18 protein-coding genes and 1 riboswitch are annotated in these 17,653 nt (G+C 42.0%); of the genes, 4 read left to right on the top strand and 14 right to left on the bottom strand.

Going from position 1 to position 17,653, the window contains the following annotated elements; genetic code table 11:
* Positions 1-22 precede the first annotated feature (22 nt).
* The 11 genes from dnaN to AC3WJJ_RS04340 form a co-directional block, all read right to left on the bottom strand.
* Positions 23-1,123 (bottom strand): DNA polymerase III subunit beta, encoded by a 1,101-nt coding sequence (gene dnaN, locus AC3WJJ_RS04290; RefSeq protein ID WP_492538315.1) that lies wholly within the window; start codon positions 1,121-1,123, stop codon positions 23-25.
* A 31-nt stretch (positions 1,124-1,154) separates the two neighbouring features.
* Positions 1,155-1,619 carry a GNAT family N-acetyltransferase gene (locus AC3WJJ_RS04295; RefSeq protein ID WP_492538317.1) on the bottom strand — a complete coding sequence of 155 codons (465 nt, stop codon included), beginning with the start codon at positions 1,617-1,619 and terminating at the stop codon, positions 1,155-1,157.
* Positions 1,620-1,667: 48 nt separating this feature from the next.
* Positions 1,668-1,958, bottom strand: coding sequence for an antibiotic biosynthesis monooxygenase family protein (locus tag AC3WJJ_RS04300; protein WP_492538319.1), 291 nt, complete (start codon positions 1,956-1,958; stop codon positions 1,668-1,670).
* A 15-nt stretch (positions 1,959-1,973) separates the two neighbouring features.
* Complete coding sequence (locus tag AC3WJJ_RS04305; protein ID WP_492538321.1) at positions 1,974-2,615, bottom strand: HAD-IA family hydrolase; 642 nt, start codon at positions 2,613-2,615, stop codon at positions 1,974-1,976.
* Between the two features lie 79 nt (positions 2,616-2,694).
* The gene (locus tag AC3WJJ_RS04310) at positions 2,695-2,865 is read right to left on the bottom strand and encodes a YHYH domain-containing protein (protein WP_492538323.1); all 171 of its coding nucleotides are present in this window, start codon (positions 2,863-2,865) and stop codon (positions 2,695-2,697) included.
* Between the two features lie 100 nt (positions 2,866-2,965).
* Positions 2,966-3,541 carry an O-methyltransferase gene (locus AC3WJJ_RS04315; protein WP_492538324.1) on the bottom strand — a complete coding sequence of 192 codons (576 nt, stop codon included), beginning with the start codon at positions 3,539-3,541 and terminating at the stop codon, positions 2,966-2,968.
* Between the two features lie 137 nt (positions 3,542-3,678).
* Positions 3,679-4,641, bottom strand: a complete 963-nt coding sequence (locus tag AC3WJJ_RS04320) for a Gfo/Idh/MocA family protein (RefSeq protein ID WP_492538326.1) — start codon at positions 4,639-4,641, stop codon at positions 3,679-3,681.
* 15 nt (positions 4,642-4,656) lie between these two features.
* Positions 4,657-6,036, bottom strand: coding sequence for an ABC transporter substrate-binding protein (locus tag AC3WJJ_RS04325; RefSeq protein ID WP_492538328.1), 1,380 nt, complete (start codon positions 6,034-6,036; stop codon positions 4,657-4,659).
* Between the two features lie 39 nt (positions 6,037-6,075).
* Positions 6,076-6,945, bottom strand: a complete 870-nt coding sequence (locus AC3WJJ_RS04330; RefSeq protein ID WP_492538329.1) for a carbohydrate ABC transporter permease — start codon at positions 6,943-6,945, stop codon at positions 6,076-6,078.
* A gap of 48 nt (positions 6,946-6,993) precedes the next feature.
* Positions 6,994-7,944, bottom strand: a complete 951-nt coding sequence (locus tag AC3WJJ_RS04335; RefSeq protein WP_492538331.1) for a carbohydrate ABC transporter permease — start codon at positions 7,942-7,944, stop codon at positions 6,994-6,996.
* Between the two features lie 201 nt (positions 7,945-8,145).
* Complete coding sequence (locus AC3WJJ_RS04340; protein WP_492538333.1) at positions 8,146-8,466, bottom strand: hypothetical protein; 321 nt, start codon at positions 8,464-8,466, stop codon at positions 8,146-8,148.
* Between the two features lie 136 nt (positions 8,467-8,602).
* Between AC3WJJ_RS04340 and AC3WJJ_RS04345 the strand changes: the two genes are divergently transcribed.
* Complete coding sequence (locus AC3WJJ_RS04345) at positions 8,603-8,872, top strand: GNAT family N-acetyltransferase (protein WP_492538334.1); 270 nt, start codon at positions 8,603-8,605, stop codon at positions 8,870-8,872.
* Between the two features lie 98 nt (positions 8,873-8,970).
* Here AC3WJJ_RS04345 and AC3WJJ_RS04350 read toward each other — a convergent pair whose 3' ends face one another.
* Positions 8,971-9,837 (bottom strand): C40 family peptidase, encoded by an 867-nt coding sequence (locus AC3WJJ_RS04350; protein ID WP_492538336.1) that lies wholly within the window; start codon positions 9,835-9,837, stop codon positions 8,971-8,973.
* A gap of 2 nt (positions 9,838-9,839) precedes the next feature.
* A riboswitch (cyclic di-AMP (ydaO/yuaA leader) is annotated at positions 9,840-9,981 on the bottom strand.
* Between the two features lie 609 nt (positions 9,982-10,590).
* On the opposite strand from AC3WJJ_RS04350, the gene AC3WJJ_RS04355 reads away from it, so the two are divergent.
* From AC3WJJ_RS04355 to AC3WJJ_RS04365, 3 genes are all read left to right on the top strand, one after another.
* Positions 10,591-12,615, top strand: a complete 2,025-nt coding sequence (locus AC3WJJ_RS04355) for an endonuclease MutS2 (protein ID WP_492538338.1) — start codon at positions 10,591-10,593, stop codon at positions 12,613-12,615.
* A 98-nt stretch (positions 12,616-12,713) separates the two neighbouring features.
* Positions 12,714-13,577 (top strand): class I SAM-dependent methyltransferase, encoded by an 864-nt coding sequence (locus AC3WJJ_RS04360; protein ID WP_422660896.1) that lies wholly within the window; start codon positions 12,714-12,716, stop codon positions 13,575-13,577.
* Between the two features lie 5 nt (positions 13,578-13,582).
* Positions 13,583-14,314, top strand: a complete 732-nt coding sequence (locus AC3WJJ_RS04365) for an RluA family pseudouridine synthase (protein WP_492538339.1) — start codon at positions 13,583-13,585, stop codon at positions 14,312-14,314.
* A gap of 113 nt (positions 14,315-14,427) precedes the next feature.
* Here AC3WJJ_RS04365 and AC3WJJ_RS04370 read toward each other — a convergent pair whose 3' ends face one another.
* Both AC3WJJ_RS04370 and gyrA read right to left on the bottom strand, forming a co-directional pair.
* Positions 14,428-14,850, bottom strand: coding sequence for a MarR family winged helix-turn-helix transcriptional regulator (locus AC3WJJ_RS04370; protein ID WP_492538341.1), 423 nt, complete (start codon positions 14,848-14,850; stop codon positions 14,428-14,430).
* Between the two features lie 338 nt (positions 14,851-15,188).
* A complete protein-coding gene (gene gyrA / locus AC3WJJ_RS04375; RefSeq protein WP_492538343.1) occupies positions 15,189-17,648 on the bottom strand; it encodes a DNA gyrase subunit A in 2,460 nt (819 codons plus the stop codon).
* Between the last annotated feature and the right edge of the window lie 5 nt (positions 17,649-17,653).

Genomic DNA, 17,653 nt, shown 5'->3' on the forward strand with positions numbered 1-17,653 from the left:
GGGACCAGCCTCTTGATTCCCATTATTTCAAAGCTCCCATAATTAAGTGCACAGAACTCTCCTGCTCATCGGCTTTAAACACAATAAGTTTTTGATTATGACTATAATGAACAGCAGTATACTCTGTTCGGATGGCTTTTAAAGCGTCAATTGCATATTTAATATTATAATTAATCTCATAGTTGTCCCCGTCATGACGCTCTAGTGTAATCATTTCATCCAAATAACCATTTTCACCCTGGCAAAAAATCTTAAGGTGATCGTCACTCTTTCGCATTGTAGTAATATATCCGTTCCCACGATCCGAGATGATCAACGTTCGCTCGAGCGTGCGTAAAAAGTTTTTCGTCGATACTACTGCACGAGAACTGGATTCCATACGAATCATCTTTTCAATATTTGGATACCTGCCCTCTAACGGTGTCACTGCATAGGTAAAGGCTCCTTGTTTAAAAATCACACGATGATCAAGTATATCGATGAGTACAGGATCTCCGTCTTTTACGATGTTCTTTATCTCGGCTAATGTCTTTCCTGCAATTACTTTCTCTTCTGAAATTTCACATTCCAAACATTCTGTCATTCTCGCAACTCGATGTCTATCACAAGCTGTGAATTGAACTTGATTGTGATGCAATTGAATATGTATACCCGTGAGCAGAGGCGTTTCTTCTCGTGAAGAGATCGCATACATCGTTTGACTGATGAGTTCCTTCAGTTTCTCTCCATTAATCATCATCTGCTGCCCGCTCTGTTCCATACGCACATCAGGATATTCGTCAGCATCCATACCTACTAACCGAAAATTTGAATTTCCACACACAATATGTACGCTATGATTAGCCATCCGTTCGATCCGAATCCAGTCTCCATCCATTTTTTTTATCATTTCATAGAGCTTAGCTATGGGGAGCACGATGGAGCCAGATTCAGCATACTCGAATTTATCATTACTCAGCTCATATCTCAAAATATTATTAGAATCACCGCCGACTAATATCATCCGATCAGGATTAACGATAACTAGAACACCGCTAAGTATAGGGATCACTTTCGAAGTGGCTATTCTTGAGATGTGCTGTAAGGGTACCAGAATTTCATGTTTGGCAATCTTAAACTGCATCGACTTACCTCCTGAGCCATACATATTCAGATCATTCCGTTTCCATCCACAGAAACTCTACTTTTTTCCCTTTCACTTCACTATAGAATCTACTTCTCTCCACGAATCCATTCTCTATGTACACTTTCTTGGCTCTAGTATTGAAACATGCTACTACGAGCCTGAACCGATCATGTAAGTATCTCTCTTTCATAAATTGCAGTCCCTCAGCTACGAATTTACGTCCTTGACCTTGACCCGTGAAAGCCGGATTCATTCCAAGCCCTATATCCAGACGTTCTTCATTAAGATAAACACCAGCTGGATACCCACCAGCAACTCTGGCAGACTGACCGCTGCAAAAATATCCTGTAAGTTGATTCTCTCGATCAAACACTACGAAGTACTCGCCATTCAGTAGCTCTTCAATCGCTTCTTCGCTAGAATCAAAGCTATAAAAATCATAAGGCGCAGGGTATTCCCATGAACAAATTATTTCAGCTATGTGCCTGTTCATTGGTTTAAAAGTGTATCTCAACGTACTAATTCTCCTTCGCTTGATCCTTTATTCAACCATCCGATAATGCTCAACCGTTGGAAAAGGATCATAGAAATGATGAAGCAATCGCTTCCATTGTTGATATTCATCTGATCCTCTAAAACCAATCGTATGATCCTCTAACGTTTCCCACTTCACCAGTAAGATATATTGATGGTCGTTCTCTATGCAGCGTTGAATCTCATGGCTTATATATCCCTTCATCCTTGCTATAATGGTCGATGCTTCCTTGAATGCAACCTCATATGACTCCGTTAAGCCTGGCTTTATATTTAATATGGCAACCTCTAAGATCATACGAATAATCTCCTCTCACAAATTCGATTGTAAAATTCCCAGTATATCTTTCGGTTCATCTGCAAGATGATCCGGCCTTTCGATAACTAGAGCTTCTCTAGGATCAACACCCCATGTAACCGCAATGATCTCAACATTCGCTTTCTTGCAAGCCTGAATATCTCTCACTTCATCCCCGATATACATTAGCTCTGAACTATGTAGTCGATTATCTTTCATATATTTTTTGAGCGTTTTGTCTTTGCCGAATAACCCATTAGATGACATGACCTGTTTGAAGTAGGAAACCTCTTGATGCTTCATATACTCTAAAATATTGGTTTTAGAATTTGAAGTAATTATAGATATCGTGTATCCCTTCTCATTCAATTGTTTGATTACTTCTACAACTCCATCGAACAATCGAAGAGATTTCAAATGAACGCTGTAATTATTTTTAAATTCCTGACTAAACCTCTTAATGAGGTGCACTCGACGCATAGGAACATGAAGTGCTTTAATCTTCTCTTTTAATGATAAGTTCATCATCATTCGGTAATCGCTCGAGTTTAATGTATTAAACTTGTATTTAATAGCCAATTCATTATAAACCTTCACCACAACATCAATCGAATCTACGAGAGTTCCATCAAAGTCGAATACGATATGCTTCTTCAATTCCTTACCTCTTTCTCAGTGCTTGCCCGTAATAGATAAACCCAGCTATCTTTAGCTGGGTTTATCTATTATTATATTTTTATTTTTTCTTCGAATGATAGTGATATCCAGTACAAAGCCCTTTTTGCTTAGATTTTGCAGAGCATTTATGCCCTCCATTTTTATCTGTTCTCCCTGAATGCGCATAGGCAGCAGAAGATGTTCCAAGTAGTAATCCAATAGTTACAACTGCAATCAATAGTTTTCTCATTAGATCTCCCTATTTATAGCCCTATGCTTTAGGGCTTATTCCAAAGCTTCCACCATTCTACATCAAATTCCATAAATAGGGTATATGAATTTTGAAACGATTATTTTTTCGTCATGATCATAATGCCTGTGGACCAATCTAATTTCACTTTATGAAAATCCCCTCTTTGATCAAGCATATCAATAAGTTCCACAACCTTCTCTCCGTGACCATCAGGCCAATTCAGTTGAGGATTAAGGTCATCAATGATATAAAGCCCAGTCGGTTCTACCATTTCCAGCACTTCTTCGACCAAATAGAATTTACCAGGCCATGTATCTGCAAATATAATATCAAACTTCTGATCTTTATTCTTCTCTATAAAGTCCCCACCATCACAAACATGAAAATCGACTCTAGGATCTTGAATGACTTCTATGGCGATATTAGCGTATTGCTCGTCGAATTCAACAGAGGTAAGTCTTGATTCCTGATCCATGCCTTCTAAGATCCAAGTTGTAGAATATCCTGCCCCCGTACCTAATTCCAAAATACGCGCCTTTGGTTTTGAAGAAACGAGTGACCGCAATAGACTCCCTGTAAGATTGTCGCAAGACATCGTGAATCCTTTTTCTTTTGCCAATCGACTAACTTGCTCAGCTAATACGGGGATTGCTATATTCTTGTGATCATCCATAACTCCAACTCCCTTATTTTTAATACTTCTATAATATTCCATCATTTCCCATAGAGTCCAGAGCTAATTTGTTTCTTCACATAAAAAAACCAGCCTTATGGCTGGTTTTAGAACCAACATATATGATTTCACTTAAATCATATTAGCTTTACAGGCAACCCGCTCTCTGCCGATTGATTCGCTGCTAATGTAACCTCAAGCGTTCGTATAGCTTCACGATAAGGTGCAAGAATCAGACTTGTATCTCCCGTATTAACCGCATGAATGAAGGCATCATCCTGTTGTTTATAGAAATTACCTGCACCCTGCCAAGTCGTTGTTCCTTCAGGCTCCACGATCGTCAGCTTCATACCATCAATGGAAAGCCTAAAGTTTCTGCCCATAATTTCGAAGGATGATCTGTCATCAGGCTGAGGGAGAAACCCGGTATCTATATGTCCAAGCGCCCCCGATAAGAACACAAGATTAACCGATGCGATATCCGGAGTGGTTATCCCTTGAATATCTTGATTTAACAGCAGTCCCATATCTGCATATACCTTCTGTACACCACCAGCTAAATACAGCATCAAATCCAAATTATGTGTCGTCTGCTCTACTAGCTGACCACCGGATTTGGAATGATCGATCCACCATGCTGTCGGAGGCAAACCACCGAAACGATAGGCTCGAACCATACCAATTTCTTTACCTACAAGATACTGCTTCGCACGCTGTACCACTTCCATATATCTTAAACAATAACCTGTGCTTGTGATGATTCCAGCTTCTTCGATAATTGCGGCCTTACGCCTTACTTGATCCATATGAAGTCCAAGTGGCTTCTCTACCAGAAGATGAATCCCTTTTCGAGCAGCGATCTCTTCGATCTCACCATGCGCAAATGGAGGCACACATATGAACAATGCATCCAAGTTCTCTCTATCCAGCATTTCACGAACATCTGTGTAAGGTACTGCTCCATATTGCACAGCAGCCTTTTCTGCAACCGGAAATGCAATGTCGCATATGGCGACCAATTCAGCTCTTTCGTTAGCACTGATGTGTTTAAAATGTTCTGTAGCGATAATACCTGCACCAACAACACCAACTCTAATCATGTATAGTCCTCCTCATTATTTAAGATTAGCTGACCATTTTTCTGCACGAGCTTGAAGATCATTCAAGAATTTTTGAATATCTGGTGCATTTCCTGATGCCGCCTGACTGATAAAACCGTTAACTGCAGGAATAATATCACTCATAAAGAACGGGTTCGCCTCATCCATTAATTCGGAGTGACCTACATCAGCAATTGCTAGTGCTTTCTTCGTAAATTTATCCTCTGCCGTTACAAAATCCGCATTTTTCAATGTCGGCGTATTAGAGAACATTTCATACATATATTTTTGTGTCATATAACTTGTAAGGAACTTCATAACTTCCCATGAAGCATCTACGTCTTTAGCATTTTTCGCCATAATAAATGGATCCACCGCAACCCAGCCCTCACCTTTAGGTCCTACATTCATCACAGGCTCAAATCGATCCAAGTTGTCTTTATTCTTCTTTGTTCGGTATTCACTCATTGCGGAACCGCCTGATGAATCAAGCGCAATCGCAATATTATTTTTTTCCAGTCCAAAATTTTCGGCTCCTTGCCCATTCACAAAACCAGCTGGCGGAAGCTTCGATGCTTCTTTGAGCCATTCCATAACGTCCACCATCTCAGGGGAATTCAGATGCCACTTAATGCTCTTATTATCCTTTAAGGTCCCTTCTGCCCCCTTTGCTCCAAAGGCTAACGTTATAGCAACAAAGGTCGAACCATTCAGTGAGTTACCACTCCAATGCAGTCCAAAATTGTCCTCCCCTGTTTTTGGATTCTTTCCGGTCATTCGCTTCGCTTTATCTAAAATTTCCTGGACAGTTGGCTTCTCAGATAGGGCTTCAACACCCCAGTCCTCAAATAATTTCTTATCGTATACAACCATCCGACGACCAAGAGCTACCGGTATGCCGAATTGCTTGGTTCCATCAGGTGATTTCGTACTATAAGAATTATTCATGATACCTTCTAGATAACTGCTAGAATCAAACGTCTTATCTTTAGCGATTAGATCATCCAAATCACGCAGTAATCCTTCTTGGTACCACTGTGATGCAAATGCACCCGCTGTATAAAATATATCTGCATCTCCAGAGAGCAGCATCGCGGATTGCTTCGCCTTTACATTCTCCCAAGGAATCTGATACACCTCTAGCTTGATGTTCGGGTACATGATCTTAAACGTTTTATCCAAGTATTCATTAAGTCCAATGGTTGGATTACCTGTTAGTGCGTCGATCCCGTTATCGAGCTGCCACCCAGCTAGAGCAACGCGAACTGTTCCTTTCATATCAGACACTTGTTCAATCTTCACACCACCAGTCACATCGATCTTTGAACCTCCCGAACAAGCAGCTAATGAAATAACGAGCACCAAGGATATGATGAGTAAAAATGTCTTTTTCATCTCCTTACACCTCCTATGGGATTGGCAATCCATTGCTCTTTACTGCTTAATTCCTGATAATGCAATGCTCTCGATGATGTAACGCTGAAGAAATAAATACACAACCATCACCGGAATGAGGCTAATCGTTGTAGCGGCCATAATAATGGCTGGTTGCTGGTTTATACCATTGTTATAGGTGAACATAGCGAGGCCGATTTGAATCGTATATTTAGCAGCTGATTTTAGAATTAGGAGTGGCCACAACATGTCATTCCACACCCCAAGGAACAAGAGAATAATCATCGTAGCAATAATTGGCGTACATAATGGTAAATACACGCGACTAAAAACTGTGATCTCCTTCGCCCCATCTAGTACCGCCGCTTCTCTTAGACTGTTTGGGAGCTGATCAAAGAATGCTTTAGCTAAAAAAGTTCCAAATGCATAATTCATTGCAGGCAGATAAAATGCCAGATAATTATCCACTAGGCCTAGCTTGCTGAATAGCAGGTACTGTGGAATCATCGTCATCTCGAACGGAATCATCATCGTACTTAACGCAAGCAACAACACCAGATTAGCCCCTTTAAAGCGCAGCTTCGATAACGCATACCCTGATAGCAGTGCCGAAAGCGAGCTAACAATAATGACACCTCCGCTAACAATGGCAGAGTTGCCGATATATTTGAACATATTGATATTTGTAAAAGCAACTTCAAACGTTCTAATTGATGGCTCTTCTGGCCAAATTTTCGGTGGAAAGGTAATATTAAGCCTCGCCCCCCAATCGAAGCTTGTCACTAGCATCCAGAGAAAAGGTACAATCATAAGAAATGAACCTAAAAACAGAATAACTGTTAACAAGAATTGATTCATTGAAATCCTTCTACGCCTCGTCATTTTCTCAGTAAAAGTCGTATCCGCCATGGTACCCTCCGATCTGCGTATACTCAATCGCTGTGCTAAGTCTATTACTTAATCTAAACTGTCTTTCCGACGGTTAAGAAGCATGAGGAATACGGTCAACATGAGTATCATTAGAAACAATAGATAGGACACGGCTGTCGCAAGCCCCATTTGAGAAGCCAAGAAGGCATTTCGGTAAATATAAAGTACAACCGTCATCAGACTTCCTCCTGGATTCCCAGCTGTGCCTCCAATTAACCAAACATCCGTAAATCTTTTCATCCCACCGATCGTTCCCATAATAAGCATAAAAACAAAAATGGGTCGTAGATAAGGAATCGTTATATACAGCCACTTACGATAAGTACCAGCCCCATCCACTTCGGCCGCTTCATAAAGATCACGTGGAACACTTTGAAGTCCTGCAAGAAAAATAATCGTGTTATACCCGAGCGCTCCCCATAAGCTCATTAAGACGATACTGTACTGTGAAACATCCGGGTTCGTGAACCAACCGACAGGATTAAGACCAATGAGGTTAATTATGAAGTTAATGAGTCCCTCTTTAGACGGGAAGAACAAGAATGAGAACAGAAGACTTGTAGCAACACCTGATACCACGTTCGGCAGGAAGTATACTGCTTTGAAAAAATTCCTTCCCAGATGCCACTTAAGATTGTTAATCATACTTGCAAGGATGAATGAGAGTGCAATACCAAGAAGTACGGACCATATTCCCATGACAAATGTATTTGAAAGCGCTTGCCAAAATATCGAATCCTGTAATGCATAACTGTAATTGTTCAATCCCACCCACTTTCCATTCAAAGAAAGTCCTGATGTCTGGTGAAAACTCATATAGAGAGCCGCGAACATGGGGTAGATCGCAAATGCAAGCACACCGATAATCAATGGAGCACTAAATAAGTAACCCATCCAATCATTTCGATTAAATCTGAATTTTCTTTTGGACAGAACGCTTGGGTTAGAATGCACTTTCTTTACTGGGGTGGATGACAAATACCTCCTCCTCCTCTCTTGAATGACAACCCACTGCACTGGAACACCAGATTACTTATCCTTTCTGTAAATGGTTATGAGGACGAAGCTAGATTATGATGTTTATTTATATGTAAATATTTCCCTTAACTAAAAGAAGCCTGTGGAAAAATACACAGGCTTTTATGTCATTTCATTCCATCAGATGATCTTACAACATTCTTATAACAATAGACTGATCGTTAGTAAGTTAAACAAAGCTAACGGAAGAATGGGATTATAGGCGGGATACGGGGGTCTTGGAGGTGGGAAACCCGGATAGAATCCACGAGAACCACCATTATCAATATTTAGATATACGAATTTTGCGTCCACGCCTACTATGATTCCCTCGATCATCTCATTATCGACCGTCTGTATCCGCACTTTACGATTTACAGCGTTTTTGCACGTATGATGTACTTTTTCCTTGTGCTGCATCAATGAGTTCGCTGTATGTTGGTCGCATTGATACACGACTTGGTGATTCGAGTATGTTGTCATATCGTCACTCCTTTGAATTATCCTTACCTCATCATATGCAGACGCCTAGCATAGGGTGTATTGCCTATCGAGAATCGTTTAGAGCGTACTAAATTCGGGTAAATAAAAAATAGATCAAAGGAGGTTTACATCCATCATGGAAATTCAGTCAGATACCGGACGATTCTATATCAAAGAACAAGGAAAGAACGTTGCCGAAATCACTTTTACATCCCTCGGTAATGATGTTATTAGCATAGATCATACTTTTGTTGACTCTTCATTAAGGGGTAAGGGAATTGCCGAGAAGCTTATTCGTAAAGTCATCGATTATGCTAGAACAGAGAATTTGAAAATCAATCCCGCTTGCTCCTATGCAGCATATCATTTCGATAAATTTCCCGAAGATCGTGACCTACTACATTAATTGACGGAAATCCCCCAAAATATATTGCCACAAAAAAAGGGCTGTCCCCGATTTGTCATCAATGATGACGTGGAGACAACCCTTTGCTATTCACGATATTAAAAAATTCGGTTTGCACCATTATATTTCGGCCCCCAATAGGAACTGTTAATGTTCGCGATCGTAATTCCTTTACTTGTAGCCGAAATAAATTCATTATTCCCAATATAAATACCTACATGCGAAGTTGAAACTTTATTGGTGATAAAGAATACCAGATCACCTTGTTTAAGATTGCTTTTTGAAACTGGAGTTCCATGGTTATCATGCATCGAAATGGAACTGTGCGGCAAGCTCACACCCATTTTTCCATATACATAACGAATGTAGCCAGAGCAGTCAAATCCTTGCGATGGAGAAGAACCGCCCCATACGTATTTAACACCTAAGTGTTTCTTAGCTTCAGTCACTACCTGGGCTCCTTTGGATGCGCTTTGCGCTGGAGCTGTCCAAGCTGGTTTATAGGTTTTGCCATCTGTACTCAACATAGCAATATTGTTCTTAGAATCCCATTTGAGCGTGAATCCGAATGTTTCAGTAACAAAACGAAGTGGAACGTATGAACGTCCTTCAACCACACGCATCGTTGTGTCCATTCTAACTTGTTTGGAGCCAACAGTAGCAATGCTTGAACCTGACTTCAGTACAATTGTGGTACTGCCTTTTTTAATCGTTACCTTAACTATGTATGAGTTAACTTTCTCATATTTAACCGTTGCACCCAGCTTTTCTCCGATCATGCGAATCGGTACCTGCGTATAACCTTTTGCGTCAATAAATGGTTTCTGGTCCGGGAATGATACTAGTGAATCATTAATTTGAACCTTTATGGAAGACGTTGCGGCACTTGCAAAATTAGCACTAAGAGCGAATGATGAAGCAACAATCGCTCCGGATAATAGAAGTTTCTTCAGTATGTTATTCATGATGTTTTCCTCCTTGTTGCTTCCGAGGTTAGTTGCCGGATTCGGAAAGAGGTATTTCCTAGTTTATAAAAATAAACATTCACCCCAAAATTAAGTTCCCCCGTACCAAACGTTATGCTCGCTTGGATTCAGCCATTAGTTATTCCAAGTTACTCATAATAAGGTAACACATCCAGCAAGACAATTTACGTCTAAATTGTGTCCGTTTCATGAAATTATGAATAGATTGTAACTATTTAAACGTAAATTGATACTTTTTCGATACCTATAACAACGTCAATGACTGGCTGAAATTTTTAAAATTACTTCATATATCAACTTGACTTTCACCTATAAAAAAATTTATATTTATTTCATACCTTCTATTTAAGGAGAGATTTTGATGTCGGTGAGCGTTCTTAACTAACCAAATTTCATAAGACTGGAAATTTCTTGAATCATAGTCCGAAATGGCTATGTTTATTTTCTTGTGGATTTTTCCGTCTATGCAATTAGTTAAGAACTACGGATATCAATTGAAGCCCAGGATGTCTATCCTGTATATTTGGCGTCTATTTATCCGTGCTGAGTGTTCAGCGCGGATTTTTTATGAGTATGCTGTTATTTTGTCGGCATATTCTAACTAGACATCGTATATGCAGGTAGACTTGTCTAAAGGCAGAGAGTGAACCTATGGTTCATTCTCTGCCTTTTTTTGTTGCCCGGGGCTGCTTCAGGAATGTATAAATCACAAAAAAAGGAGTTATGATCCCCATGAATTTAACCACCCTAAAACAACTTCAATACGATAAGGTGCAGCAAGACTTGGAACGATTCGCTGTTTCGTATGTTGGTAAAAGACATATTCTTGAGATGAAACCACTAACCCAGCTTAAAGCTGTCCGCCATCAGCTTGATCAGACTGCGGAAGCTCGGACTCTTCTCCGTGCAGGCGCGAGTGTTCCAATCCCATCACTTGAAGGTATCGAGCCCGTTCTACAGTTACTTGGAACAGGATATGTGCTCAGTGAAAGAGATTTTACACACATACAGCAATTTTTACGCAGCTGTAGACAGCTCATTCGTTATATGACTAGCAAGAGTGAAATTGCTCCTACAATTGCCTCATACGCTTCCTCCATGTATGAGTTAACACCGCTTCTAACAGAAATTGAGCAATGTATTCACGGCGGTCGTGTTGTTGATGCAGCTAGTAAAGACCTGGCAAAAATTCGCAAGAAAATCATCGTGTGTGAAGAACGGATTAAACGCAAACTGGATAGCCTACTTCATAAACACAAGGACATTATGCAAGAGTCGCTAATCAGCAAAAGGAATGGACGATTTGTTCTACCTATTAAGAAAGAACATCGCAGACTGGTGAATGGCACTGTGCTTGATGAATCAGCAAGCGGCCAGACCGTCTATATTGAACCAACCGAAGTCTCTAGTCTTCAAATGGAGCTCAGTTATCTTCAATCAGATGAAGCTCGTGAAGAAACCAAGGTATTGAGTGAATTAACCGCTCTCGCCGAGAAATATAACCATGAACTGAACTTGAATACCGACACCGTAGGATTATATGATTTCATCATCGCAAGAGGAAAATATGCATTGTCGATCGGCGGAAGAGACGTTCAGCTGAACGATCAAGGTGTTATTTCACTTAAACAAGCTACCCATCCTCTGATCGGGTCTCACATGGTTCCGTTGGATTTTACAATCGGACACAATTATCGGTCTCTAATTATTACAGGACCGAACACAGGCGGTAAGACCTTGACACTGAAAACGGTAGGCTTGTTAACTTTGATGGTACAATCCGGCTTACTCATACCTGTAGAGGAGAATAGTATGTGCAGCGTATTTGAACATCTCTCCGTCGATATCGGCGATGGACAGAGCATTGAACATGCACTCAGCACATTCTCCGCTCATATTAGAAATGTTAAACACATTCTAGAGACCGCCAACGGCAAAACCTTGATTCTCTTAGACGAAATGGCTTCAGGTACAGATCCTGGAGAAGGGGTTGGACTTTCTATCGCTGTGCTCGAAGAGCTCTATCGCCGAAGATCAACCGTGGTGGTAACGACTCATTTTACCGAAATCAAGAATTTCGCCACAATGACATCTGGTTTCGAGAATGCAAGAATGGAATTTGACACGGAAACACTAGAACCGAAGTACCGATTAAAGATCGGAGAAGCCGGACAGAGTTACGCTTTTGTTATAGCCGAAAAATTAGGTATCCCATCTGCGATCATCACCCGCTCGCGCCAAATATCAGAAGCAGGGCGAACCCAGGAAGGTACAGTATTCACGAAAGACAGCAAGTCTGTGAGTGAAAAAGATACAACCTACAGTGAGATGACACTTGACTCCACTCAAGCAGATCATCTGATTAAGGACACATCGTCACTAGAGAAAGCTTCGGCGCCACTTCATCAACTAGAAGACAAAATTGAACATCAAGCGGATCATGATGATAATCCCGCTCCTGCTCGGTCACTTCCTTCCTATCAACTAGGAGATAGTGTATACGTGTCATCAATGAACCGGACAGGTGTTGTCTACGAAACGATTGATTCTCGCGGCATGGTGGGAGTTCTTATACAGAAACAAAAATTCAAAATCAATCACAAACGTCTCAAGCTGCATATTGCAGGCAAAGATTTGTATCCGGATGACTATGATCTGGACATCGTTCTCGAAAGCAAAGAAAATCGCAAAAAGCGAAAGCTCATGAATCGAAAGCATGTCGAAGGACTAACCATTGAAACAAAACCAGAACACTAAGAAAGAAGCGAGAAGCTCATATGCACAAGCTGTGGCAATATACGCAGTAAATGTTGTACAATAAAGCTTAAATGACTATTTGAAGGATGGTTTTCAACATGTATGTAGCTGATGATTGGAAAGATTATGAAGTTATAGATACGGGAGGCGGAGAAAAGCTTGAACGCTGGGGTGATGTGATTCTGCGTCGTCCGGATCCGCAAATTATATGGCCTCTAAAGAATGATAGTGGTGTATGGAGAAATGTGCATGGTCACTACCACCGCAGCTCGTCAGGTGGCGGTAATTGGGATATGAAAAAGCAACTTCCTGAGCGTTGGAGTATCTCTTACGATCAACTCAAATTCCATATTCGCCCGACAAACTTCAAGCATACCGGCTTGTTTCCTGAGCAAGCTGCGAACTGGCGCTGGATGATGAATAAAATTGCTGATGCACAGCGTCCAATTCGAGTTCTAAACCTATTCGCCTACACAGGTGGAGCAACGGTCGCTGCGGCATACGCTGGAGCCCAGGTTGTTCACGTTGATGCGGCTAAAGGTATGGTCCAATGGGCGAAGGAGAACTTGGCTTTATCCGGTCTGGCAGACCGTCCTGTACGGTTCATTACAGATGATGTATTTAAATTCGTACAACGCGAGCAGCGCCGTGGTAATAAATACGAAGCCATTATTATGGACCCCCCTTCTTACGGTCGTGGACCTAGCGGAGAGACTTGGAAGCTGGAGCAAAGCTTATATCCGTTCCTTGAGAGTTGTTTAGATATTCTATCTGACAATCCACTCTTCATGCTGATTAACTCGTATACAACTGGCATATCACCCACCGTATTGAAGAACATGCTCTCTATGACCATGCAACCAAGATACGGTGGCAGCATTAGTGCTGGTGAGATTGGACTTCCAATAACCAACTCTGGCCTGAATCTTCCGTGTGGCATTTTGGGTCGCTGGGAATCTTAGTGGCTATGACTCACATGAAAGATAAATATCCAGATATCCCAATCCTGTATGAGGATAATCATGTACTAGGCGTCAGTAAACCTGTAAACATCCTCTCTCAGGAAGATTCCTCCGGAGATCCGGATATGCTGACGATTTTGAAGGATGACATAAAGGTTCGTTACAACAAGCCCGGGAATGTATTCCTTGGACTCATTCACCGTCTGGATCGCCCAGTTGGAGGCGCTATGGTCTTCGCGAAGACGTCAAAGGCTGCTTCTCGCTTGTCAGAAGCTGTTCGTAGCCGGAATTTTCGCAAGCTATACGTAGCTGTAGTGCACGGAAGAATGAAAAAGCCGACCGGACGACTAGTCGATACGCTTTACAAAGACAGCCGCAGCAACACAGTCAGCGTCGTTTCTAAAGGGACTGAAGGCTCTAAGGAAGCGATACTTGACTATACTGTTCTTGAGACAGCAGGTGCTATGAGCCTCGTTCTAGTTGAGCTTCACACAGGCAGACCTCATCAGATTCGTGTCCAATTCAGCCATGCCGGCTGCCCTCTTTACGGAGATCAAAGATATGGAAAAGGGTTCAACAAAGCTGGTCAGCAGATCGCTCTTTGGTCAGCGCTTGTCGGATTCCCACATCCGGTCACGAAGGAAGAGATACGCATTGAATCGACTCCTCCTGACATGCATCCGTGGAATTCATTTGATACTGCTCGGATCCTTGAAGAGTTAAAGAACTATCAATAGACCCTTACACGAGAACCCCCCTGTAAGATCATGATATCTTACAGGGGGGTTCCTATTTCATCAGGTTAAAACTCCTTGTAGGAGCGATTCATTCCCTCGTTGTAACCCCTAATCTAACCAGCTTCCTGCGGAGCAGCACTAACTTTACCCAGCAAATAAACGAGGAGCTGTTGATTATGTGAAGAGATGCGGTTAAGTACATGTGACAAATAATCTTCTCTAACTTGCATCCCTCGCAAAACCTCTGCTCGTCCACGTTCTGAGATCGTAACCCAAACGATTCGTCTATCTTTTTCGTCCCGTTGCCTGATAATCAAATCATTCTTCTCCATCCTGTCAAGCAGCATCGTTACAGCAGCCGGGCTTGTTGCCAAATAAGGTATGAAGTCAGAAGGCTTCATTCTCTTCTGTTCCTCTAATACTTCAAGCACTGTGAGCTGTGCTTCAGTTAATGCAGGTGCAAGACCACTCTCCATATGAAGTCTATAATCCTTGGCCAGCTTAGACCATACTTTTGCAAATTCGTTCGTATGCATCATCATTAACTCCTTCCTCTCCATGAAAAAACTACGAATAATCAGCTTAAAGATTACAGTTCAGCGACCAGAATATCCGGTATTTTATATGATTAACTTTCGTGCCATAAGCTTCTTTTTCCTGCTATTTTTGATAAAAAATATAATCTCTAAGCATCCGACAAATGCCGCTAATCCTTTACTGACAAGCTTTTTCAGACATCTCACACATTCGACAAGAGCCGTGCAACTCTCCCATCAAACCTTCTTCGGCATCAAAAAAGACACCGAATTCCATAACAGGAATTCAGTGTCCATTAGTGCAGTAAAACTATATTGTCTACTCAACAAAATTGTTTTTATTCTGAAGAATTATGTTTTAACTCAGGAGTCAAAAGTAAGTCTGTGATCTCACCGTTCTTACCGACATCGGCTAACAGCTTACCAATCGATTTACGTTCATGAATCGGTACTTTCTCAGAATCAATAGCAAAGGCAGTACCTTCTCGGCTGTACGCCATAATTCGTAGTGGTTCCCTACAATAGAATGCTCCAACGATCCGACTACCATTCGGTTTCACACGCTTGCCTTCCTTGAATTCGAAGGTGACGATACCTTTTCCACCTCTACTCTGAGTAGGATAGTCAAGGAGTAATGATCGTTTACCATATCCTAGATCGGTCACGGTCAATATTTCACCTTCGTCCTCCATTACCCATAAAGCAGCTGTTACTTCGTCACCCTCACGTAACTGAATACCTCTTACGCCGCCAGAGACACGTCCCATAGCGTTAACTTCTTGCTCTTGGAACCTAATACTCATGCCATCTTTAGTAAATAGCATGATATCCTTCGTTCCATCACTTAAAGTTACGGTAAGCACCCGATCCTCTGCTGCAACTTTTGCTGCTGCAACAGCGCCAGTCCGTTTCGTAGCGTATTCCTTGAGTTCCGTCCGTTTCACTTGACCATTCCGAGTCACGAAGACAAGCGTCTTCCCTTCTTCTTCGATATTGGATACCGGAATGACAGACACAATCTCATCTTCTTTGGCCAGTTGTATGACGTTAACAATGGCTGTACCTGCCTCTTTCCACTTGTACTCTGGAATCTGGTGCACGGGTAGAAGGAAGTATTGCCCTTTCTGTGTGAAGATTAACAGGTTATCAAGGGTATTAACCTCTAGCAAGCGGGTGACATAGTCGCCTTCTTTTACACCTGAGCTGTCAGGCTCCCCACCTGAGCGAGTAAATGACAGCATGCTTGTGCGTTTGATGTATCCGTCCTTCGAGAGCGTGACAAGTACATCCTCTGCTGCAACCATCACCTCAAGATTCACCTTAATCTCTTCCACTTCTTCCTGAATTAATGAACGACGATCAATACCATATTTATCGCGAATTTCCATCAACTCTTTACGAATAACGGAAATCAACTTCTTGTCATTGTCCAGAATTGCGCGAAGACCCTCGATTTTTTTCGTCAATTCATCCAGTTCCTTCTGAAGCGAATGAATTTCCAGGTTGGTCAGACGATAAAGCTGAAGGGTCAGTATTGAATCAGCTTGTCGTTCTGTAAATCCAAACATCCATTGCAGGTTATTCTGTGCGTCTTGACGGTTCTTGGAGGCTTTAATTGCCGCAATAACCTCATCCAATATATTAAGAGCCTTGACTAGGCCCTCTAATACATGCGCACGGTCTTCCGCTCTTTCCAGCTCATATTGGGTCCGGAAGGTAACAACTTCGCGCTGATGGGCAATATAAGCCTCTAACATCGCCTTTAGACCAAGCTGCTGCGGAGTTTTGTTAACGATCGCAACCATGTTGAAGTTGTAAGTCACTTGTAGATCTGTTTTTTTGAAGAGATACGCAAGAATACCGTTCGCATCTGCGTCTTTTTTCAGCTCTACAACGATCCGAAGGCCTTCGCGTCCGCTCTCATCCCGAACTTCTGCAATACCATCAACTTTCTTCTCGATACGAATGTTCTCCATCGCTGTGACAAGACGTGCTTTAACAACTTGGAATGGAATTTCGGTAATGACAATTTGCTGCTTACCACCACGTAGAGATTCAATATCTGTCTTCGAACGCAGATAGACACGGCCTTTGCCTGTCCGGTAAGCGTCCTGAATCCCCGTTCCCCCCATAATAATACCGCCTGTTGGGAAGTCCGGACCTTTAATGAATGTCATAATTTCATGAAGCTCAATATCTGGCTTTTGCATTACGGCGATACAAGCGTCAATTACCTCGCGTAAATTGTGAGGTGGAATCTCTGTAGCAAAACCAGCAGAAATCCCGCTCGTACCGTTTACTAGTAGGTTCGGATAGCGCGAAGGAAGGACAACCGGTTCTTTGGCCGTATTGTCGAAGTTATCCTTAAAGAGCACTGTCCGTTTCTCGATATCTCGAAGCAATTCCATCGCGATCGGTGACAGGCGTGCTTCGGTATAACGCATTGCTGCAGCTGGGTCATCATCCTGAGATCCCCAATTACCGTGTCCGTCTACGAGAACATGTCCCATCTTCCACGGCTGTGCCATACGAACCATACCCTCATAGATTGACGAGTCACCGTGAGGGTGATAGTTACCCATAACATCCCCGACCGTTTTGGCGGATTTACGATACGGTTTATCCGGTGTGTTGCCGGAATCGTACATTGCGTACAGAATACGGCGCTGTACAGGCTTTAGACCATCACGCACATCAGGTATCGCTCGATCCTGAATAATATATTTAGAATACCGACCAAAGCGGTCACCCACAATCTCTTCTAGAAAGGCCGGTAAAAACTGTTCTGATAAACTCATGACTT

It is taken from the genome of Paenibacillus sp. FW507-14B1B (assembly GCF_058781425.1).